Raw genomic sequence first — 26656 nt, 5'->3', positions numbered from 1 at the left:
ATGGTACGCGCACGTGTTTGTGAACATCAATGTCCGCCGCGGCGTGCCGAGTGTCGCCGGCGGCTGGGGCAACAGTGCGTTTCCCAATTGGCCCGGGTACTTTCAAACGCGAGTCTATGAAGACGGCATGCGAGCCAACAACATGGCTCGGTCCAACGTCATCGACATCACGTATGCGGAAGCCAACCTGGTCATCAGTGATCTTTCGGCCGTCCCCACCGATCCGGATTCGGGATCGGTCTTTGATGTCTCGTTCAAGGTCACCAACGAAGGCACGCGAGCCACCCGAGTCGACTCATGGACGGATCGGCTGTTTCTGTCCACTGACACGGCGACGGATTCCTACGACTTTGTGCTGGGGTCACAGAAACACTTGGGAACACTGGGCATTGGCGAATCCTACGATGTCGAATTGCAAGTTCGCTTGGCCGACAACATCGGGGGCCCGTTCTTTGTCATCGCCCAAACGGACACGGTTTTCTCCGGCCCTCAGTCCTACACACTGCCGTATCCCCAGGCATCAGGCTACGCACGAACGATCGCCATCGTCGATCAAGTCCTTGAGTTTGCGGATGAAGGTGACAACCAAGCGATGGCCTCGCTTGACGTTCAGTTCGTGCCGACGCCTGAATTGACAATCGACCGCGTGACATCCCAGGAAAGAGTCAACGTTGGTGATGAGTTCACGTTCAGCTACACGACCAGCAACGACGGCGGCGTAATCCCCGAATCGCAAGTCCCATTCTTTGATCGGGTCTACCTCTCGCGTGACCGCTTGCTGGACGTCAGCAGCGATCACTACGTCACTCAGATCCGACGTGAAGCGACCATGGCGGCCGGTGAAACGCTGACCTTCGATCGAACGGTCCGTTTGCCGCGTGGTTTGGTGGGCGACTATTACGTCATCGTGGCGACGGACATCCCGACACGTCCGGGCATTCGGCCCAACGGCGAGGTCATCGAGTCCAACGAAGAAGACAACATTCAGGTCTCCGACGTGCCTATGATCATCGAGGTCCCGCCGCCGAGTGACCTGCAAGTCATCGACATCACAGCGCCGACCGCGGCAACGGTGGGTGACATCGCGACAGTTTCGTGGACGGTACAGAACCGTGGTGATGAACCGGCACGCGCCCGGTTCGGCGACGCGGTCTACTTGTCGTCTGATTCCGTCTGGGATTTGGGCGATCCGCGTATCGGCACGGTCGATCCACCCGTCGTACGCACGGTCGCGCCGGGTGAGACCTACACCGCGTCACTCGATTTTGAAATTCCGCTTGCACTGCCCAGCGACTACCGCATCATCGTCCGCACCGACATCTTCGATGATGTCATCGAAGGCGAAAACAACCGCAACAACACGGGGTTTTCTGCCGACACGCTCAGCGTCACCGTGCCATTGTTGCGTGAAGATATCCCACTGGACGACACGCTGGCACAAGGTGTGACACGTCTTTACGAGTTCAACGCAGATCCCGGCGAAACGATCCGCATCGATCTCGATTCCTTAGAAGACAAAGGATCCCACGAGCTTTACGTCGCCTACGAACGTCTGCCGACTCCGTTCGACTTTGATGCCGCCTACGAAGGATACCTTCGTCCCGATCAGTCGCTGATCATCCCCGAAACACTGGGCGGTCGGTACTTCGTGCTCGCACGAGCGGGCTTGAGAACCGAAGACCCCGGCGACGAAGGCTTTGACGTCAACCAACGTGCCGAATACCCCGTTCAGCTCAGCGCCACACGACTGCCGTTCGGGATCACTGGCATCACCCCGGACGCGGGCGGCGACGATCGATACGTAACCGTCACCATCAAAGGGGCGGAGTTCCCCGAGCAAGCCGCTGTCCGTCTGGTTCGTCCGACGATCGCCGAGTTCGCACCGGTCTCGGTTGAGCGTATCGACGCAACACAAATCGTCGCCGTATTCGATCTGCGTGACGCACCGCATGGACTGTATGACGTGCAAGTCCTACATCCCGATGGGCGCGTCGCCATTGATCCGTACAGATTTCAAGTCGAGTCGGCTGATGCCCTATTGTCAAACGCTGGCCTCGCGGGACCGAGTCAGATTGATCTAGGTGCAACCGGTGCCTACGCGTTGGCGGTTCAAAGCCTTTCCAACATCGACACGCCTTATACCGTCTTTGAACTCGCTTTCCCCAACATCAAAAACCGAAAACCGGAACTGATACCGGGGCCAGCATTGACGTTCGATGCGGGGCTTCGCGGTGACGAAGCAACCGTCGCACCGCTGTTCGATTCGGTCAGCACTTTTGATTTCGCCAACATCGAACCTGAGCTGAATTTGGATGGCGTGTTGACCGCGCGCGGGGTCGCAATTGATCTGCCCGCCGGCGGCGTGACCGAGATCGGCAGTGCCGTGACGATTTATCCGGGTCTGCGAGCCAAGCTGGAGGAAGATCCCGACTTCCTGAAGAACCTATCGCCGTTTGATCTCGACGACCTGGCCTTTGACTTCTACGTCGCCGCCGCGGCAACACCAATGACCACGGCGGAATACCTGGATTTCCAACGAGACGAAGCCGAACAACTTCGCCAAGCGATTCTTGCTGATGCCGACGCTGAGCCTAGCCTGATTTCCATCGCGGGAGACCAGGACGCATTCGGCACGTTGTTTCTCGAATCGCTTGTCGAAAGCGGCTTGCTTCGGCCCGAAGACGTCGCGCCGACCGCCGACGCGCGCGCCGAAAACATCAACCTGTTCTTCAGTCTTGTCGGTGGCCTGCTTGGCGGAGAAACCGGCTCGGGGATCATCGATGATCCGACGCAAACGCTGGTGCAAACCGAAGCACGACTCAGCCAACTGATCGAAACACTCAAGCAGTACGCCGGTCACACTCCCGATGTTACCTCCGGTGGGAACATCCCTGACTTTGCCGACTACGACATGGGTGCATCCAACCCAACGTCGTTCGTCACCTTTGAACTGCGTGCCGGACCGCCACCGTTGTTCGAAGTGTTTGAAACGGTCGAAGACATCGTCTTTGATATCGACGATCTAGGCGCCAACCTCGGCGATTCCGTTTCCATCACCGGTCCTACCGGCGTCGGCGAAGAGAACTTTGTCCCCATTGCAACGCCACTGCCGTACAGCGTCGGCGTCACTTACGACGATGCCGCCAACATTCCGGCTCGCGAAGTCCGTCTGGTGATCCCGCTGGACGACACACTTGATGAACGGTCGTTTGTGTTGGGCAATATCCAACTGGGTGACCGCACGATCAGTTTGCCACCTGGACGTCCCAACTTCGTCGGTGAGTTTGCCCTGTTTGAAGAAGAAGGTTACGTCCTGCAGATCACGGCCGGTGTGGACGCCAATACCCGCGTCGCGTCCTACCTGCTTCGTGCCGTTGACCCCCGCGATGGCTTGCCTCCGGTGGATTCATCGGTCGGTCTGCTGCAGCCCGGCGAAACAGTCTCCGCAGAGTTCTTCGTCAACGCGGACAACGTCGCGGCATTCGGTACCGATGGTCAGTTGACCACGGGTGACCTGATCGAAATCACCGCACGCGTCCTGATCGATGGCGGCGAATCCATCGATAGCGTTGTGACATCGGCGACGCTTGATGCAGCCGCACCGACCAGCCAGTGGACGACCACTCCGCTGGGCAACAACCGATACGAGATCACGTGGTCAGCCGAAGACGACGAAGGCGGAAGTGGCGTCGCCGCGTACTCGCTTTTGGTCTCCTTTGACGGAGGCAACCGATATCGCAGTGTCTTGTACCGCACGGGCGAAACTTCGTTCGTTTACCAAGCAAACCCGGGACAGACACCTGTATTTCTGGTGCGTGCGATCGATGCGGCCGGTAACGTCGAGTCGGTCGCCGACGGAATCCGCGTCCCGCGCCTGGTCCCGGAAATCAATTTGGGCGGTTCACCACCGGTCGCGGTCGTTCAGCCGGTGGTGATTCCTGATGCACAACCGGCCGCCGATCGGACGGTCGCCGATCGGTTCTTTGACGAAGCCGCGTTCGGAATCCCGGCCCGGACCAGTGCGTCCAGTCCTAGTGAGTTCGCTCGGGTCATCCGTCCGTACGCCGCGGAGCGATTGGCCGTGATCCCGGGAAACTCCGGTGCAAGCATTGGTGCACTGGCGATGACCGTCGCCCCCGATGGCAGCCTGTTTGTTTCCGGTGGAGCAGGGCGAAACGAGCTTTATCGAATCACAACCGAATCGGATCCGATGCTTTTGGGTCAGCTCGATTCACCGATCTACGAGATGGTGTTCGATTCGGCGGGCCAACTGTGGGCAAGCTCCGGCGGCCAAGGCCTGCTTCAACTTGACCCGACCAGCGGAGCCATCCTCGGTTCGTTCGGCGACGGGGTCTCGCTCGGACTCGCCGCGATTCCAAATGAAAACGCAATCTATGTCGCCACCGTGTCCGGCGTCCAAAGGTTCGACACGGCACAGCGGACCTTCACCGCATTCTCCCGTCAGCGAGTCGATGCCATCGCGGTCGACGCCGACGGTATTTTGTACGGCACGACATGGCCGACAACGACGGCGCAGGGCGGTGCATCGGTCGTTCGATTCGATTTTCGCGGACGGACCGAAACCATCGCGACGCTGGATGACGGCGCCGAATCGCTGGCCATCGGCGCCCCTGATTCTCTCCTGGCCGGTGCCTTGCTGGTGGGCCACGAAGGCAGCGGCCGAATTACCGTCGTCGATCCACTCTCGCTTCGCCAAACGGTGCTCGCATCCAGTGGATCAGGCAGAGTCGAAGGTCTCGAAGTACTGCCCGATGGCCGCTTTGTCGCCACCCAAGGCGAACAGATTGACGTCTTCTTTACCGTCGCCGCACCGCGCGTCATCGAAACCATCATCGCCGATGGCCAGAATCGTGCGCAGTTACTGTTCGATGTCGGCCTGAACGCGCAAAGCACACAAGCCAACGGCAGCGCGACACGACCGGCCAACTATCGGATCACCAACCGCGACACCGGGCAAGACGTGACCTTGGGTGCCGTGCGCTACGATGCCACGTCACGCACCAGCGAACTGTTGTTCGAATCGTTGGCGCCGGCGGAATACGAGTTGTTCGTATCGCCAACGGTCGAATCCGAACAAGGCATTCCGATTGGTGGCGAAGGCTTCACGACAACGTTCCGCGTGTTCGAAGATGTCTCGGTTTCGACGGGTGTGTCTTACTCCAACACTCGAGTCAATCGAGCCGACGGGACATTGCTGTTCGATGTCATCATTGCCAACACATCGGACTTTGATCTTGCCGGCCCCATCAACGTCACCTTCGATCAACTCGGTGACGAAAGCGTTGTCTTCTTCGGCAACAACGGTGCGCCGGCCAGCGAAGACGGATTCCAAGTTTTCGCCGATGGTACAACCTTGGCCGCAGGTACCGCATCGGCCCCGCAAACGATCACCATCGCCAATCCAAACTTGCTGGATTTGAATTTCAACCCACGTGTTTTGGCGACGCTACCGCCAAACCAACTCCCGTCATTCACCAGCACCCCCGTCGTCGCGGCGACCGCAGAAGGCGAATACAGTTACACCGCCGTCGCAGACGATCCCGATGGAAACCGCATCACCTATGTACTCGCCGATGCGCCCGAGGGTGCATTCATCGATCCGAATACCGGTGCAGTCAGCTGGACACCCGGTCGTGGATCCGAGCCTCGTGAGTCGTTCGAAGTCCGTGCCTACGATGCCCGGGGCGCGTTCGAGCGTCAGACCTGGACAGTCGATGTCAGTGGAGCCAACCGTGCCCCCACGCTTGCCCCGATTAGTGATGTATTTGCAGTCGAGGGTGACTTAATCGAGGTCCCGGTGTCGGCCTTCGATCCCGACGGAGACGATCTGTTCTACTTCGCGGACGCTTTGCCACCGGGTGCTGTCTTTGATCACATCGGACAAGCGCTGCGTTGGCGTCCTGGTGGAGATCAGGCCGGTGAATACAAGGACGTCAAGCTGATCGTCAGCGATGGCTTTGTCGAAACGAGTGTGACGTTCGACATCGTGGTCGCCAACAACAACGTTGCCCCAACGATTGCACCAATCGCCGACCGCACGATCAACGAAGGTGATTCAATCGCGTTCACCGTATTCGGTGAAGATGAGGATGGAGACACGCTCACCTATCGGTCGGCTGTACTTCCGCCTGGCGCGTTCCTCGACCCCAACACGGGCATCTTTGAATGGACACCAGGATTCGATCAGCACGGCGTGTTTGAGTTGACCTTTTTGGCAGACGACGGAACCGCCGTCTCACAAGTCTCCACAACATTGACCGTCAACAACATCAATGGTCCCGTTCAGTTCCCCGAGTTGGGTGAATTCGAGATCTTCGAAGGTCAAACGATCACACTACGCATCGCGGCGTTTGATCCCGAGTTCCCCGTCGCTCCCGTGAACCCCACGTCTGTCAGTGAAGACTTCTTCGTCGACTTCGAAGCTTTCTTGCCCGAGCTGACCTACACCCATGACGTACTTCCTGACGGTGCCACGTATGACCTGGACCGTCAGCTATTCACGTGGACGCCCGACTTTGATTCCAGTGGCAATTATCAACTGACGTTCAACGCCAGCGACGACGGTGATGGCACGGGAACACCAACAAGCGATTCGGTGACGCTTTCGCTCAACGTGCTGAATGCCAATGGTGCTCCCGAAGTCACCACCGTTTCGAACCAGACCGTTGACGTTGGCGGCACTCTGACGATTCCGATCATCGCGACCGACCCGGAAGGATTGCCCATCGAGTTGGACGTTCGGCTTGGTCAGGCAACCGTGCTTCCAGACTTTGCCATTTTGACCGACAACGGCAACGGCACCGGTCAGCTTGTCATCACACCACAACCGGGCGACCGCGACGATTACCTGGTGACCGTCACAGCACGCGAGACAACGGGCGAGTTTCCACTTCAAGGGGAATCACAGTTCATCCTGAGCGTGAACAGTGAAAACGAACCGCCAATCCTCTCACCGCTGTTTGACTCGGTTGCCGTAGTAGGCCAACCGATCTCGCTGGACCTATTCGTCACCGATGCCGATCAAAATCCGCTGACCTTTACCGCCAACGGTCTGCCGGCCGGTTCCGTCTTCACGCCATCGTCAATCTATGGCGAAGCAAACTTCCAATGGACGCCCACCACGATCGGTGACGTCACCGTCACCTTCACCGTAACAGACAGTGGCAACGGAGACGCTTCACGAGAATTGACGGATTCTCGCACGATCACGCTGTCGGTCCGCGACACGAACACTCGCCCAGACCTGCAACCCATCGGCAGCCAACCGATCCGCGAAGGCGAAACGCTTGACATCACCGCGGCCGCCACAGACGCCGATGGTGACTCGGTGAGTTTTAGCGCCGGACTCGTCCAGGGATCCGCGATCGGTCCGCTTCCCACCGGTATGCAGTTTGATCGTGCGACCGGACGCCTGACCTGGACTCCGGACTCGAACCAAGCCGGCACTTATCGCGTACGGATCACCGCGACCGATGGTGCGGGATCGCGAAGCGAAGACGTCGAGATCATCGTCGCCAACGCCAACCAGCCTCCGGTGTTCAGCACGCTGCCACAATTGTTCGGACGCGAAGGTGAACAGCTTGTCTTCGCCGTGACCGCTGGTGACCCAGACGGCGAAACACTTGTGTACCGCTTTGACGGTGATCCGCCGGCGGGATTCGAGTTTGATTCGGTTCAGCGAACGGTCATCTGGGACGTCGACTTTGACTCCGCAGGCGATTACAGCCTGCCGTTTACGGTCACGGATCCCAGTGGAGCGACTGATACGGTCGATGTGGAAGTCCGCGTCCTGCCAACCAATCGTGCCCCGTCGATTACGGCACCAACACTTCGAAACGCCGAAATTGGCCAACCGCTTGCGATCGACATCCTGGCCGAAGACCCCGATGGTGACGCGGTAACCTTGGTCGCGTCCGATCTTCCCGCAGGTGCGATTCTTGATTCGGGCAACGTCCTGCGGTGGACTCCGCAAGCGTTCCAGTCGGGAACCTTCACGGTACGCCTGACGGCCGATGACGGAGCGATTCAGACCATACGACCCATCACGCTTGTCGCTTCATTTGAACCCGCCGCACCAGATCTAAGGCTTGTCGTCACACCTTCCTTCCCAGCGATCCCAGGTCAATCTGTTTTGATTGAGCCCATCGCCGACAGCGATGTCGTCGTCTCCGCTGCAACGATCAGCATCGATGGACAGTCGTTCGCACTTGATGGACTGGGTCGAGCGACGTTCGTGACCGACATGCCCGGTCGCTACGAAGTCACCGCAACCGTCAGCGATGAAGAAGGTCGCGTCACCACGATCACTCAGCCGCTGTTCATCCGTGACCCGAATGATCGCACCGCACCGCGAATCGAGATCACTGAATTCGCACCGCCCGTCGTGACAGGCACCCGCGAGTTGATGTTCGACATCTTCGATGACACGCTGGCGGAGTATTCCGTCGAAGTGGTGCCTCGTGGTGGAGGCCAGACAACGACCATCGGTTCGGGCACCACGAGCATTGTTCGGATGGTCAATCTTGATCCCGGTGATTTCGAAAACGGCTTTTACACCGTTCGCGTCAGCGCCAGGGATTTAGGTGGGCTCTCGTCGACCGAAACGTTTGACATCGAGATCAATTCGGCGGACAAAACCGGCGCCGTCCTCGAATCCGCGACCGACATTGAAATCACTCTGTCGGGAATCCCGGTCGCGATCACACGCCATTACAACTCGCTGGTCACATCGGACACCGATTCGGACTTCGGTACGGCCTGGACCTTGCCACTGTTGGATCCACGCATCGCGATCGGTGGGGATGCCGATGACGAGTTCGCGGCGTTTGCCGATGGCACCCGAGTCTACGCAACCTTGCCAACCGGACAGAGAGTCGGGTTCACGTTTGCGCCGACTTTGTTGACCGACTCGGACAGCGGAGTCGTGACCCACGCTCCCACTTGGGTTTCCGACGACGGTGTGGACTGGACGCTTGAAACCCCGTTCAACGCGCCGCTGCGAAAAGCGGGCAACGAGTACTTCGTCGTTGGTACGGGACTGCCTTACTCGCAGGCAATCTTTGACGACGCCGCGTTCTCCTTGATCAGTCCAACCGGCCTGCGACACGAGTATTCACCCTCCCGCCCCGCCGTAGGGTCGGACGCGGTCGCGGCCGGGGAGGGCAAATATTCACTGTCGCGGATCGTTGCTGCTGATAACACGACTTCACTACGCGTCACCGACACCGCCATCATCGCGCCCACCGGCGATCGCCTGACCATCGTCCGCGACACAGCCGGCCGAATTCAGGAACTCGTTGGCCCCGCTGGTGAACAAGTCTTCTACCGATACGACGATGCGGGTCGACTTGCTTCGGTCCTCGACGCCGGAACGAGTGACCGTGGCTTCTTCAGTTACGACGCCGAGGGACTCCTGCGCGACGACGCACCGCATCTGGGTGGCACTCGGCAGTTCCTTTCCGCCGACGTGAACGGCACGGTCTCCGGTGCACCCGAGCGTTACGAATTCACGATCACTGAAGGCGAACTGCGCAGCAGCCCAACGGGCGAGATCACGATCGGCGTCGAAGTCACATCAGATGACTTTGATCCTGATGCTGCCGGCGTCGAAGGACAGCCACTGGGTTACGAGTTCACCGAAGCGGGACGCAGCGTCTCGCAAGTGGCCATCGACTCACCGGGGACTTACGTCCTGACCATTGGTGGCGGCGACGGAACCTTCACCGCCGACCTGTTCTTGGTCGGTGACGTCGACGGCGATCACGACGTCGACGCCGACGACAGTGCGACCGGCGGCGATTTCGACCGCGACGGTGACATCGACAACGTCGACACCGCGGCTCTCACCGCCATGTTCGGCTTCGTCGCAAACCGGGCGCCGACCATCAGACCGCCCGCGACCGAGTTGACTGTCAGGCAGTCACAGACACTCGTCGTTGACACACAACAGTATGCGAACGATGCCGAGGGCACCACACTCAACATCAATGGCGGTGATGGCTCCTCACTTGGTGTTCGCCCAATTGGTGCCGGACTCTTTGCGGTGCAATCTGATTCCGCCAACAGCACCGTCACGCTCACGATCGTTGCAGACGATGGACTTCTGGAGTCTCAACCAAACGACTTAGGCATCTCCACAGTCTCGTCAGCATTTGCGACTTTGGAGATCGGATCGATCGAGTCGACGTTGGATGTTGGCTCGCTTCGGATCGTTACCGTGGTAGGGATACTGGACGACGGAAGCGAAATCACACTTGGTCTCGGTGAAGCGAGTTTTGTTACTCGAGATGCATCCATTGCTACCGTTTCGGACCGCGGAGTGATCACCGGGATTGCAGAAGGCACAACCGTCATCGAAGTATCAGCCGGCGGATTAACAAGAGCCGTTGCGGTAGAGGTGGGTGGACGTGCCGAACGGCTACTGGAGGTCTTCCCCCTGTCCTACGCGATGCAGGTCGGCGTGTCGCGAGATGTATTGGTCCGCGAGCGTTTGGAAGATGATGTCTTGGATATCAGTGGGTCGGACGGCGGCACGCACTACATCCCCGAGGATCCGAGCCTTCTATCGATCGATGAGACCGGCAGATTGACGGCTTTGGGTGAGGGCGTGACGTTCGTCACAGTGATCAACGGAGGACGCGCTGAACGAATCGAGTTGTTGATCAGCGAACCATCATCCGGGACCGTTACACTCGACCATTCCGGTGGTTTAGTGAGCGATGACACTGGGATCGTGCTTGGAGTTCCCGCGGGCGCGATGAGAGAGGACCGTGAATTTGCAATCGAAAGAATTGCAGAGGACGAGCTTCCGTACTCGACACCGAGTGGATTCGAAGTCGCAGCCTCGTTCACCATAACCGGCGATGAAGAACTGACGGATCATCCTCTTTCCGTCGCGATTCCCGCCCCGGCAAACACCGACCCTGGAACCCCCTTCTTCTTGATGCAGGCGGTCGACGTTGTCTTAGGCCCAGACGAGATCGTACGGTCTTGGCGGTACGTCGACTCAATGGAAGTCGGCGACGATGGGATCGCCAGAACGACCAGTCCGCCGAACCTTGGGGTTGCCGCGCGTCGGACGAGTGAATCTGTCATCTTCCGGCCTTCGAAGTTTGCTGCGTACGCCATGGCGACGCCCAACTTGGTCGGATACTTTGCGATGAAATCGGATCTGAAGACACGTGAGTCTCAGTTCAATGACCACAGGGCACAACGCTTCCCGGGTGTAGTCGGAATCGACCAGGCTGTCGGGGCGGGCAACCCAGAGCAACGCTACTACGCCACCGCAAGCCCTTTCGGGGACTTTTTTCTCCCAGTCGTCGCCGACCTGGACTACGACTTCACGGTTCATGCGGCGCAGCCGGACGGTCTCGTTGCGTTAGAGACGAATCAAGTCCGAGTCGCCCCCAATGCAATTGAATCTGGCCTTTATCCGGTCAAGCCCCGTCTTGTCCAAAGTGGCATTCCGCAACCCTCGATCAACAGTGCGGTTCTCGGCATCAACGACGAAACTGGACCAACGCTGACGCTGAAAGGCCGTGACTTCCTGTATCAAAGTCCGTTCGCTGCAGCCGGCGAACTTGGGACCCAAGTATCCGACCTATTCGTCACGTTTGAGATCGGAGGCCGAGACAGCTTTGACGGTGACGGCAACGTGCTTCCAGTCGGAGGATTGGATTTTGTCGTCGACGGATCTTTGCTCAGCGGTGATGAGAACGAGATCATTGTCCCCATTCCTGCCGGTGTCATGGTCGGCGCGTCGAACGTGACGATCACTCGACCGAACCAGGCACCGTTGGACGGAGAGTTTGGTCGGCAGGTATTCGTTAGCAATCCCGTCAAGCCCATTACACAAGGCCGCTATGCGTTCTCGCTATCCGGTGCCGAAGACACGGTCACGGTGATTGATCTTTTCAATGTGAGCGATGCCGGCGGTGTCACGAAGTCAACGCCCGAAACGATTGCGGTGATCCCTCTCGGAAAGGGGACCGCTGGTGAATCGAATCACGACGCCCCGAGGAAGAGCGTTGTTACACCCGACGGAACACGCGTTTATGTCACGCTTGCTCGGACCAGCGCGATCGCCGTCATTGACGCGGTCGCACTGCAAGAAGTCGATACGAAACCTGAGTCGGATCCACGTTTTGCTGAGATCGACACCGAGGGTGTCCAGCCGATCGCTTTGCCCATCGGAGCCCAGCCTTACGACGTGGTGACCGATCCACAGGGGCACTATCTGTTTGTTTCCGACTTCTCAAAGGCTGTCGTCTACGTCATCGACATCAATCCCCAGTCACCCACGCTACACCAGGTTGTCGATTCGGTGAGCATGCCCAGCATTCATGCTCCCGCCGGTTTGCGTGGCATGGCAGTGGATCCGGACGGTCGGTCGTTGTTGATCACCGCCCCGGCGGAGACTCTGTTTCGGGGCGGTCGACCAGGAGTCCCTGGACGTGTGTTGAGGATCGATCTGTCACCACTTCGCTCAGTGAATGATCGAGAGCTTGCGCCGGGAAGTGGGAATGCCACCGAAACATCACCAATCGCGGGACGCTTGTCGCTCAACACTTTGGACGCGCGTGGTGTGACGTTTGTCGGTCCGGGTCCGTACGACATCACCGCAACAGACGAATCGGGCACATTCCTTGTGGTCGACCGAGTTGCGAATTCCGAAGGCTTTGCCATCCTTCGAGAAAGCGAAGAGGGTTTCAGCTACGAACCGATCGACCTCAATGGTTTCGGACAAATCCCTCGATTGACAGAAGGACGAGCGACGCAGGTCTTTGGGGTGCGAAACGTATCGAGTGTCGAGTTTGTCGAGGAGAACCAATTCCAGGAGCAGCTTGGCAGAGAGCATCCATCCTATGCTCTTGTCACGAGTTTCAATCGGTTTAGACAGAATGATCCGTTAAGCGATCCAACACTAGGTGCATTCACCGCGTACAACCCGCTGCTGAGCAATCCGTCGACAGGTGGATTCACGACCATTCAGGAAGACTTGCTGGCGGGCGGGAACATTGGGATCATCCGCAACGCAACGGGAGACTTTGCGACGCTCGCAGGACAGCCGCGTCTTGTCGCTGCGACTCGTACCATTGCGCAAGGCTTTCCAGACAATGTTGCACTCAGTGATCGCACCGGGATTGCGTTGCAAAGCTTCACCGGACGTGATGCGGTCTTCGCCTACGACATCATCGGGGCGATCGGATACATCGAGTCACAGTCTGATGCCGGGGTGCTGCAGTCGTGGGGTCAATTCCCGGACGGTGAGCCCTTTGAGAATGACATTGCCGAGTTGTCGACCATTCTCAGGGGTCCTCTCTCGACCGTTCCCATCGAAGCAATCAACCCGGCAATCGGACTTGCAGCCGACTTCCGCTTCTTTGTGACCGGTACGAATCCTAAAGTCCCAATCATTGGATACGGTCCGCCACCGTCCGATCCTTTTGGCAACTCACCCAATGAGTACGTACCGTTGGGTACGGATAGAATCCCACGGGGGATTAGCGTTCAACCTGAATTGAAAGGTGATTTGATTGGGTTAATCAATACACCGCTCAATCAAACTGCGACGCTCCAGGCATTTCCGTCTAACGCCGCCGACATTGAGACGGGTCGCAACAGCACTGCGGAGTTGCACACCGGTGCATTCCACGAGACCCACTCACTGGTGTCTTATCAATCACAGGGAAAAACTCGAAGCCTCAACCTGCACTACGATTCTCTCAGGGCAGAGCAACGGCTTGTTCATTACGTTGCAGTGGCGAACCCACAGGCCATTCGCTCGAATGACGACAAGCTTGCGGTTTCATTGTCCGCCCGCAATGGTGACGCCGTTTATGCTTCCGGAACGCTCGCCGACGAGGAACATCGTCAGCGTCTCAGCGATGCAGGACTGCCAGCGAACTCGCTGTTTATCTCGCTTGATCGCGAGTTCCAGGACGATTCGCAGTACGGAATCGGGATCCCTTTTGACTTGAGCGAAGCCCCGACGGGACTCTACACACTTGCCGTGGATTACCAGCTGGTCAGCGAACAGGGTGGAAATCTTGTTGGCGAGCGGGCTCAGCAGCAGACCGAACCTCTCGCTGTCGTCAACACCCGACGGGGAATCTTCGGTGCCGGCTGGGGCCTGGAAGGCTACATGGAGCTGTTTGCTGGGGATTCTGGCGTGCTGCTTGTCGACGGAAACGGCACCGAGCAGATCTTCATTGCCCCAGAAACACTCGGTCAGCCGTACACGCCAGTTGGGCTCGATTACTCAACCTTTGTCCAAGCAGCTGATGGCACGTTCAGTCGCCGCATGCTCGATGGAACTATCTATCAGTTCAATCGCGAGAACAAACTGAGCTCTGTCATAGATCGGCACGGCAACGCAACGACCTTCGACCATGACGGTGATCGCCTACTTTCAGTAACCGATCCAGTTGGGTTGGTGACGACGTTCAATTATTCGAACAACAGGGTCACTTCGATCATTGACCCGGCTGGACGTGTCACACGTTTCGAGTATCAAGCTGATCGATTGACTGCGATCGTCGATCCTGATTTGACTCGGCGAACTTTCGAGTACGAAGCTCAGCCTTATGCGGCAGATCCAGATGGCCGACCTTTAGAGAATCTGATTACCGGACAAGTTCACAAGCGGGGAAACGCAAGTGACCCGCTCGCAGACGATTTCGCAGAATCGGTGACGTACAACGATCTCGGTCGTGTCATCGGTGGTGAAAGAATTGATGACCGCGCGTTCTCACTATCTCCGTCGCAGACGACCGCCGTCCTTGACCTTGAAGAGGCGTCAACGCTGGACAGCGCGCCCACGATCGAACTGATCGCGAGTCTCCAACGCAGTCGAACCGAGTCTAGACCTGAAACCCAGCGCTGCGGAATCGACGGAAGTGGCGGGACCAACCAGTCCCTGCAGTACCAAGCCGCTGCTTCCTACACCGATTTCGAAGGGAACGAGATTCGTTATGAGATGACCGGATTCGGGCAACTGACCCGAGTGGAGGACGGTGACGGAGTCGTTCGCCGATTCGACCGTTCGGACGACGGCGGACGCATGGTCGCTGAGATCGACGCCTTGGGAAATGTCGTTTGCTTTGTGCACGATGCGTTTGGCAACCTGGTCGAACGCACCGATTTCCCGGGAGGGCCAGATTCCACGATTGGTGTGACGACGGAGTACGAGTACGACGTCGCAAACAACAATCAGATGATTCGGATGACCGAAGCGATTGTTGGTGGCACCTTCGGACGCGAAACGCTGTTCGAGCTTAACGGGGTCGGGGACGCAATTGCGATCACCACACTTATTCCCGAAACGACAACGGGCAATCCATCAAGAACCACAACAAACTACACGTTCGATGCTGCGGGGCTGTCGACGTCTGTCACGGACGGGAACGACAACGTCACAACCTATTCTTACGACACGTTGGGCCGTCTTGAGGAAATCACGTTTGCCGATGGAGTGCAGACTTACACGTACGACGGGCCAGAAGGGAATGTGTCCAGCACGACCGACCCTGCCGGTGACGTAACACGATTCACCTACGATGAAATGAATCGTGTCCTCACAACGGTGAATGAACTCGCGGAAAACTCCTCGGTTGAACAATCGAGCGAGTACGACGCTGAGGGGAACCCAACACGACAAGTTGATCGCAACGGATCAATCACAGCCTTTGCGTACGACGTTCTCGATCGTCCAACTGCACGCATCGATGACGCGGAAGGGCTGGGCTACGAAACACTCTACGGTTATGAACTGGCCGACCTCAGACCAAACTATGAATTCGAACAAGACCCGCAATACACCTATCGGGTCAAGCAAAACGCACGCGGTTTCTTTACCACGGAGGTCTACGACAGCCAGAACCTTCTGCGATTTGCATATGACGAACTTGGCAGAAAGACCGAGTACGTCTACGACGCCGCACGCAGAGTAACCAAAGAACTTCTTCCCGGCGGGCGTCTTGTCGAACGAACACTTGATGGACGAGGACGAGTTGTTAAAGAAACGGGACCAACGGTCGAAGTAACCCACTTCGAGTATGACAATCTCGACCGCATCACCCGAATGACGGTCGAGAATGATGCGACTGATGATCACATCACTCGATACTTCTACAACGTTTTTGACACCGTCGGGCTCGAAATCGACGCGGAGGACCATCACAAGGAATTCCACCACGACGATGCCGGAAATACCATCAAGATCGTAGAAGCAGCTGAGTCCGACGAAGCATTTACTACGACCTACGGTTTCGACGCAAGAAATCGGATCATCTCAGTCGACCACAACGGTGCTGCATCCGAGTCCATCGCTTACCGTGCCGACGGGACAATCGCGTCGCAGACGGACGCTCGCGGTTTTACGACCGAATTTGAATACGACGGCCTCGACCGAAAAATTCGAATTACCAATGGCGAGAATGAAGTCACTCTCTTGGACTATGACGGCAATGGAAACATCATTGCGAGCACTGACGGCCGTGCGGGAGGAGATTCATCGTCAGGCGATTTCACAGTGCAGATGGAGTACGACGCACTGAACCGCATGACGGCAATGATTGATCCACTCGGTCATGTCACTCGTTATACATTCGACGAAATCGGAAATCGCACCTCAGTGGAGGACGCAAGGGGGGGCGACGAACATACCACGACATATCTGTATGACGCTGTTAATCGCCTAGTTGAGACTAGGCTTCCAACAAACATCGTTCACCGAGTCGAATTTGACGTCATGGACAACATGACTGTCGAACGAACCTTTGGGCAGTCTGAAAATTCAGTCAATTCGAACACAACTCGCTACAACTACGACAAGTCAAGTCGGCTTTTACATGCGTTTGACGGGGAAGGCAACAAAACTTCGTACGAATACGATCAAGTCGGAAACGTCATTCGCATAACGGACGATCGTGGACCAAGCCACAGGACCGAATTCGTTTTCGACAAACTCGATCGAGAGCGTCAGCGAACGCATGCGCCGGGTTCCGATGTCGAAGCTGTTTGGAAAACGGAGTACACGGCCGATGGTCTCGTTTCACTGAACGTTGACCCGACCGGATTGACTGTCGAGTTTGGCTACGACGAACTGAATAACTTGGCCACGCGAACACGCGAAGGCTTGGTCGATCGCTTTGAATATAACGAACTGGGTCTCTTGGAGGCGCACACCGACCCGCGAGGCGAATTCTACACAACCGAATACGAATACGACGGTGTCGGCCGCAGGATTCGCCAGTTCGGGCCATCGGGAACTCCAGATGATCCCAAGCCCTATGAGATCATCACTGAGTATGACGATGCCGGGAACATTACATCCCAATCTGATCCGCGCGATTCGTCACTGACAGTGCGTTATGAATACGACGCGGCCGGAAGAATGGTTTCAAGAACCGACGCGATGGATTACACGAGCCATTTCGGCTACGACGAGATCGGAAATCAAATTGAAATCAGGGGGCCGGAAAGCAAGGACTCGGACGACGCCGAGTTCCTGGTGACACAGTACTTTGACGCCCTCAACCAACTTGTCGGGATCACCGAGCCCGGCGGTCACACGTCATGCTTCGCATATGATGTGCTGGGCAACCTCATTGCCTCCTCCGATGGCCGCTCCGGTGCCTCGCTCTGTGACGGAAGCATTCCAAACGGATTCGTCGATCGAATGGAGTATGACTCCCTCGGACGCATGACTCGCTCCGTCGATGCCGCCGGTAATGAAGAACTCCGCACCTACGGTCCCATTGGAGAACTCGAAACGTTCACCAACGCTCGTGGATTCACGACGAGTTACGAGTACGACGAACTGGGACAAATCAAGTCCATGTCTCGACCTGCCGGCGCTGACGGAAAAACATCGGTGACGCGATTTCGGTACGACGCAATCGGCAACTTGCTAGAGATGACCGATCCGCGTGGCCCGGAGTACGTCACGAAGTACTTCTACGATTCGCTTCACCGAATGGTGGAGATGCAAGAAAACATCGTGGACAGCGCCGGGGAGTCCACCACGCTCTCAACCACGTACGCTCACGATGCCGCCGGCAATGTCATTTCCATGACGGATCCAAGAGGCGAATTCACGCTGACGACTTTCGAACACGATGCGGGAAACCGCATTGTGAAGCAGACATTTAATGCCGGCTCAGAAAGCGAACAAGTCTTCGCAACCATCGAGACCGAATACGACAGTGCAGGGAATCGTACGAAAGTCGTCGATCCTCGTGGGGAATACTACACAACACTGTTCACCTACGATGATCGCAACCAACTCGAATCCATCACGGAGCCAACAGGCAGCGAGAATCGACCTGGGCCCAGTGCGGTGACCAACTATTCGTACAATGCACGCGGACTTGTCACATCGGTCCTGCTGCCCTGGACAAACGACGTCGGCAATCGCGGTGAGATGCGATACAGCTATGACGCCAGAGGCTTGAAGAGCAGCGAAGTTGACACGGAGGGCAATCGCACCGAATACGAGTACGATGCAGCGGGCCATCTGGTAGCAATGCGAATGTCCGGTGACGAATTTTCCGCGGATCGAGAAGAGACATACACACTTGACGAAATCGGTCGAATCATTGGAGTGGTCGACGCGGCCGGTCGAACGACGACGCTGTCTTATGACGAGAATGGCAATCTTGTCAGTCAAACCGGGCCAACTCAATCTGCTGATGGCTCCGCCCACGCTCAGTCGTGGACCTACGATGCCCTTGATCACCTCTTTACACAAACCGACGTCGAAGGTTTCACGACTCAAACCACTCATGATGCCGTTGGCAACCTGATCGAAGTTCTCGATCCACGTGGATTTACGACGACCATGTCGTATGACCTCCGCAATCGACTCGTGCGATCCGAACGCCCTGCCGGCACCAGTGAAAACACGTCAACGCTCGTTGACACTTTCGAATATGACGGAGCAGACAACCTGATTCGCCATGTTGACGCGAGAGGCGACGCCTTTGCGACCACCACCATCTACAACTCGATCAACCAGCCGATCGAGATCTCGCGTGCAGGTGGCGTCGTCGGCGAGATCACACCTCATGTACAGAAATACGACTACGACGCGGTCGGGAATTTAGTCAGCTACACCGACGCACGCGGCGAGGGATTTGAAACCGAGTATGAAGTTGACTACGGCGGACAGATCTTGATTGCCACCTATCCAGGTGGCGAATCGGGAACGCGGTCGGAATTCTATCGATACGACGGCATCGGGAACGTCATTCAGCACATCGGTCCCGGGGGATCCGACTTTGAAACGAATCTGCGGTATGATCGGCTTGGACGTCTGGTCCAACGCATTGACCAAGTCGGTCAAGTGGAGGACTCTTCCTATGATGCATTCGGCAACCTTGTCACGGTGACCGATTCCCTTGGCACCACCCAGACTCGTTTTGACGAATTGAATCGACCGATCCTGACGGTCGACGCACTGGGTCATGAATCTTCAAGTGTGTACGAACTGGGCGGTTCGCTCCGCCGAGACACCGACCCGCGCGGAAACAAAAGCGAAACGTTGCTTGATGGGTTCGGACGCGTCATCAAGCACACCGACGCTTTAGGCGGGGTCAGCGTCGTTCGGTACGACGGCATGGGAAATCCCGATCGGATTGTTGACGAGAACGGAAACATCACGAGCCATGTGTTTGACGCTCGAAACATCTTGGTCGAGTCGACTTCTGCATTCGGCACAGACGTGGCCCAGACTCGTAGGTTCGAATATGACGTGATGGGCAACATGGTCGCCGAAATCGACGGCCGCGGCGACTTCTTTCGAACAGAACACGTCTTTGACAATCTCAATCGTCTCATTGAGACCAGCATGCCTGCTGGCCTTCCCACCGATGCCGGGGGCGATCTTGTGGCAAACGAGGGCACGCCGAATCGCGGCGACCGAATCGTCCGCAAGCTGACGTACACTCCGCTTGGAAGTGTCGCGACCGACGTTTCGACTCGGGGTGAGTTCTATACCACCACTTACACCTACGACGACGCAAATCGTCCGATACAAATCGATCGACAAGTCGGAACCCCCGAAAACCCTCAAATCGCAACGATTCATCAAGAGTTCAACGATGCCGGTCATCTGGTACGCACGATCGATGCGAACGATTTCGTCACTGAGATCTCTTACGACGCAATCGGCCGCGTAACATCGCGAACAATCCAAACCGACGACCCCGCGACCGACGGATTCTTCACCGAGAATTGGTCCTACAACAACATCGCGAATGGATACCAAGTCATCATGACCAATGCGTCTGGCGTGCTAGACACCGTCACCAACTACGACGCGTTGGGAAGAGTCGTTTCGATCGAGTCGCGCGGCGCGGAGCCACAAACGCTCACTTATGACGAAGCGGGCAATCTTCTGACCGAAACATCCGGGCGTGTCGGGTTTCGTTACGAATATGACCCGCTAAATCGTCGAGTTTTCGCGTTTGATCAAGACAACAACGTCACGCAGATGACATACGACCCTGTCGGAAATCTTTTGACGTTGACCGACGGAGACAGAATTCTTGTCGAGACATCAACCTACGACGAGTTGAATCGGCGCAGCACGTCCACCAACGGTATCGGACTAACAACTACCTTTGGGTACGACCAAGCCAACAATCTGACTACGGTCACTGACTCTGCTGGCAATACAACAAGCATGCTCTACGACGCGGGAAATCGCGTCGTTGCCGAGACCACGTCACAGGGAACTCGACTTTATCGCTTTGACGCTGGTGGAAACATCATTGAAACGGTTGATCGAAACGATCGCCGAGTGCAGTACGAGTACAACGGCCGTGACCAGGTCGTCAGTGAAGATTGGATTGGCGATTCAGACACAATCGTTCACTCCGTCACGAATACGTACGATGCGGGCGGTCGATTGCTTTCGACGACAAACCCCCTCGGCACGGTCTCGTTTACCTACGTAGGTGATGTCCTCGGCAAGGTGGCCCGAGAAACCACAACCACGGTAGCCGGCTTGCCGGCGGTAAACGTTGATTACTCGAGAAACAAGATTGGCCAAACGACACGTACGGCCCTGAGAGTAAGTAACGAGCCAATCCTCGTACAGAACGACTTCGATTACGAGGACGCGACCGACCGAATCGAGGCGATTCGGCAGTCCGGATCAGCAGTGACAGAGAAGTCCGTGAAGTTTTCGTACGCACCTGAACTCAACTCCGTCGCGAAGCTCGAAAGATTCAACGGTGGGCCCAACGACACGCCCGTGCTGACGACAGACTATGGGTTCGACACTCGAGGGTTTGTCGACTCAATTGTTCACGGTGCCGTTTCTTCCCCGATCGCATCATACGCGTTGCAGTATTCGGGCGACGGCAACATCACCTCAATTGATTCCACTCGCAACGATGCGGTTTATCAATACGACGATTCAAATCAACTCGTTTCAGCAGACCACACTGCAGCGGCACTGCTCGATGAAGCATATGAGTATGGCGACAATGGTCACCGAGTTGCTTCGTCGCACCACGGAGGAGCCTATCAGACGGACGATCAGAACGAACTCGTCCAGGCTGGCCAACTTCAGTATCAATACGACGCCGAAGGCAATCTTGTCGAGGCAGTTGACTCGGAAACTGGTGAAGTCAACCGATTCGCGTGGGATCATCGCAACCGCCTCGTACAGGTCGAAACGTACGACAATGACGGCATACTGATAAGCGTCGTTCAGTACGGATACGACTCGATGGACCGTCGTGTCAGCCGCAGTGTTGACACCTCTCCCGAGGACGATTCTTCCCCGGCCATCGAGTACTTCAGTTACATCGATGGAAATGTTGCGATCAAGTGGATCGATAGCGATGGGGTCGATGGCGATGGCTTGCCTGCTGTCGACACCACCTATTTGCATGGGTTTGAGATCGACCATGTTCTCGCACAAGACTTTGGGGGCGGAAATTACCAATGGCTACTTGGCGATCATCAAAACACGGTCCGTGACTTGGTGGATGCCGACGGAACGCACCTGACACACTTCTGGATCGATTCATTCGGACGATTACTTGGTCAAACGAATGACGCCTTCACGACTGATTATCTATTCACCGGGCGTGAATACGATCATCAAACCGGGCTGTACTACTATCGAGCTCGCTATTACGACCCGTCGGTCGGCCGATTTGTAAGCGTGGACCCGATTGGTTTCGCATCAGGTGAATCGAATCTTTATCGTTACGTTGAAAACAATCCGGTGAATGCCCGAGACCCGATGGGTCTTTCGGTTTTCGGCAATCCGTTCCGCAGCAGTGTCGCCGCGGCGAGCGAGAAAGCGATGCCGCCGGCCCAAGCTCAAACTGCCCAGTTCGTCGTCGACACCGTCGATGGAATCATCACCTCAACGATCGATAACTACGTCGAGCTAGCGAACACCTTTGTGTTCGACCCGATTGCGATGGCGACCGGGCAAGCGGTTTCGGGGCAAGTTTGGACACAGGCGATCGTCTACAACAATTGGGGCGAAGCGTTCAAGGAATTTGGACCGCGGCTACTCGGTCTCATTCCCGGCTACGGAGCAGCAGCATCCGCGATCGTGGGCGTCGGGCTGCAGGTGCAAAGCGTCTACGACAACAGCAACACAGCCATCAATGCGTATTTCCAAGGTGACGGAAAAGCATTCGGTGGTGCGATCAAGGGCTTGTTCGACGACCGTGACGCTTTCGGTAGTACACGAGGCCTCGAAGGCGTCGTTCGGTCGGTACCGGGATTGAATGGCAACACATCGAACCGGCACGCAGCAACCGCTGACGCCGGCGATGCACGCGCAGTTGCAACGTCGCGCCAACGCGCCGCTCAGGGTCAAGTGACTGATGTCGAACACCGTGTCAGGCAAAAGCACGAAGCGATCGATGACACGCCAAGTAAGGATTCACCAACACACGCTGACAACGACGCCATCACAGCCGCCTCTTCATCGAAGGGTGGATTTGTATCTACCGTCAGATCAGCCATCGAACTCGCAGCAACATACAAATCGACACGGCAAGGGGTCAGCTCGCTCATTGATGGCGGCAAGCGTCTGTGGGACCTCAAAGGAAAGATCGAAAACGGTTATAAGCTCATCCAGTCTGTTCGGCAGAATCCAAGGCTAATCCGTGACTTCATTGACGGAAAACCCCTGATCGCGGAAGCCGCGACCGCCGCCGGCTCGACGAAGCAGCTGAAAAAGAACTCTGTAGAGATCCAGCGTGATCCCGCATCGGCGATGGAAGGTTCAGCTCGCCCAATCGATCCGGCCGTTCTTAATCCGCCCGATGGCAAGTTCACTTCAGAACATGTCCAAATGATGGTGAAACGGCTTTATGAGCTGAAGGGCGTCCCGCATTTCACGGAGAAGAATCAGAAGATCGCCGCTGAGAGAGTGATTGATCGACTCGTCAACGAAGGTATTGGAACCCGAGATCAAGTCCGCGCCATGGTCGATGACGCTGGATCCACTCTAGGTGGTGGGACGGCAGCGTTTATTGAGCGTCAGAACACTGCGAATAATTTCGAAAGATCGCCTCAGTTCTCCCAGTATATCAGTCTTTTGGAGAAAACAGCGGAACGTAAAAAGGGTACGAAACTCGGCGAGAATGCCGAAGGTGTATTGCGAGTCCTGCGCGGCGGCCGAACCAATGGAACTTACGATGCTGCGAACGGAAAGTTCGTCGATGTTGGAAACGACTTCTTCCAGTCGGTGGAAATCAGGTACTTGATGGCCTCGCAGCCGAACTTCACAACATTCATGAAAACACTCGGGCGAGAAGGAGTGTTCGCTGGTCGACCGGATGTACAAAACGCACTAGGTGCAGTCCGTCACATTGTTGGCTCAGATGTGTATGTGCTGGGTGCGAAAGGAAGCTTCAACGACGTTCATCGATTGAACAAGTTGGGTGACACCCTTCGTAACGCGACCGAGGCCGCCGGATTGAGAGGACGCGAGCGAAACCTTCGCAATAACATTTTGAAGTTCATCGATGACAACATCAACTCAGGGCTTTCGGTCAAAACCGATAAAGCAGAATCAAAGGCCTCTGGAAATCCTGGAAGCGCCGACCTCGACATTCGAGTCGGTGCCTTAGAACAGTTGTTAACATCATTCGGCGGGCGCGATGCGATCTTTGCTCGCGATGCATTTGACGCAGCAGCAAAAAAGGATTCAGTCCATCCGAGTGAGTTCGCTGATAAAACGCCACGGGCGCGAATCGGCTTTGATGCAAAGAACAAGTTCCAGCTGGACTACTTCAACGTCCCCGAGCACCAGAAAGCTGAGTTTCATCAATCGGCCGAGTTCCAACGGTTCGCGTCTCAGATGGCCCAAGTTGTTTCGCTTAGCGAACAAATCTACGAGGGTTCCCTTGCGGTAGGTATCGAACTAGACCACATCGCGTGGGCTGGTCGAAACGGAATGCAACAAAGCTCTGATTTCCCGGGCGGTCGACGGACCGATCCAAACTTCAACATTCGCATGGGCGCCTTGCAGGTCGGCATCGACGGAAACGGTTCAACGACCTTCCGACCAGCTGCTGGGATCATGCTTACCGACGCGAAAAGACAAGAAGTTTGGGATGATGCCGTCGCACCGGAACTGAACAGGGCGGGTGTCGTCAACCACCAAGGAATTCGTGTTCGCTTGCTCGCATCCGATAGAACCTTGGTTCACACAGCTTTGATGCCGGCAGAGTTCGTGCAGTCACTACGTGACGAAACGCCACTGGCCGCACCCGCGATCGACGGCGGAACAATCGAGTACGTCATTGACGAGTCGGCAGACCTTGTTGCTGACCCTGTCTACGTCGAAGCCTTACTACAAGCCTCAATTCATTATTGGCAAGCTTCACTGAACTTACCCCAGGACATTCTCTTGACGTTCCAGGTTCAGGATCTTCCGGCACAACAGCTGGCGTTCGCGTCACCCGAAAGCATTGATCCAGACGGGACAATCCGTGGCACGATTGTGATCGATGACGATGCGGCCGGACACCATTGGTTTGTTGATGCGACGCCGCTCACCGATGAAGAGTTTACGGGCTCGGATGTCCACAGACCGAGTGGCTTTGATCTCTTGACCGTCTTCGCCCACGAGATTGGGCACATGATTGGATTCGGTCAGTGGCATCCGGGATTTGCTGAAATCACCAAAGACCTAGACGCAAAAAATCCAACCATCGAGGTACATGGTCAGACTTTCTATCTCGACCCAACCGGAAATGAACTCGATCCGCGTTGGCATTCGAGCAACCTGATGGCAGCGGAGCTCTCAAGGGGTCAACGGAAACTACCCTCGGGCACCGCCGAGATTCCCATCCTTCACGAAGCGTTGAGCCGACAAACGGTCACCCCGGATGCCCTCTCCAGTGCAATCGCTCATGCCAATCAATCCGCCTACTTGAACGGCATTGCGATGTCTGATGCGTCGCCACTGGGCTTCGTGTTGCTGGCCTCGCAGGTCTCGGACGCCCTCGATGCCAATCCGTCGAACGGTATTCAGGACGACGATTTCACGCAGTTCGGATCCGCTCCGTCAAGCTCGCCCTGGCAAACCGTCGGTGACGTGATGATTGCTGATGGCATCGCCACGATCAGCGAAGACGTCGGCATGATCTCGGATCTGTCGCAGACGTTCGTCGTGCCGCAGGGTGTGCAGTCGATCACGTTCACGCTGGGTGGAATGAACCTGGATGTGGGGCAGGGCGCTCATCCGCCGGAAGCTTTCGAAGTCTCGCTGCTGAACGCGACGACGACGGAATCGATCTTGCCGGAGATGATCGGGATGACCGGTGGAGATGCCCTGCTGAATATCCAAGCCAGCGGACAGGCCTTCTTTAGTGACGGGGTCGCCGCATCGGGTGTGCAAGCAAGTGGTGACGCGCTGGCCAACTTGAACGCATCGATCGATGTGACCGTGCCGATTCCTGAATCCGCGTACGGTCAAACCGCAACACTGATGTTCGACCTGATTGGCTTCGGAGAGGACAGCAGCTCGATCGACGTCCAAGACGTTCAGATGAACTTCGATGCGGGTTGGCAGAACCCGATCGATCGATACGACGTCACGCACGACAACGACGTGACCGCCCGAGATGCATTGGTCATCATCAATGAACTGAACGCCGCGCGAGTCCACGACCAAGCCACAGGCGATCTGCCGGCGATCACGGACGATGTGGGGCCGCCACCGTTCTATGACGTTAACGGCGATGGACAATTGACCGCGCTGGACGCGTTGCAGGTGATCAACCGCTTGAACAGGCAAGCTAATTCGGAATTACCCGAGTCATGGCAGAACCCCATCGACGCCTACGATGTTGATGATTCCGGGGACGTGTCCGCTTTCGACGCGCTGCAAATCATCAATGAACTGGCATCGGCCCGAATTCACGATCGTGCCACTGGCAAGCTTCCGGCAATCAATGAGACGGTTCATCCCAAACCGTTTGTCGATGTTGACGGAAATGATGAAGTGTCCGCGTTCGACGCGTTGTTGGTGATCAACCACCTGAATCGACATGGTGACGGGGAAGGTGAATCCGGCGGCCAAGATCCCGCTTGGTCGGAAACGGCTGACCAAGTGTTTTCCGACTTTGACGACGATCTCAGCTGA

General features: G+C 56.6%; 1 protein-coding gene (only partly in view). It reads left to right on the top strand.

From position 1 onward, the window contains the following. Nucleotides 1-26656: the 3' portion of a CARDB domain-containing protein gene (locus tag Mal65_RS02720; RefSeq protein WP_165701022.1), read on the top strand. Its footprint begins 9956 nt before the window's first position; the window shows 26656 of its 36612 coding nt (coding positions 9957-36612); the start codon falls outside the window, past its left edge; the stop codon is at nucleotides 26654-26656.

The sequence above is a fragment of the Crateriforma conspicua genome, assembly GCF_007752935.1.
GTDB lineage: Bacteria > Planctomycetota > Planctomycetia > Pirellulales > Pirellulaceae > Crateriforma > Crateriforma conspicua.
The sequence above is the reverse complement of the archived record's forward strand: the minus strand, read 5'-3'. Positions and strand labels throughout refer to the sequence as shown.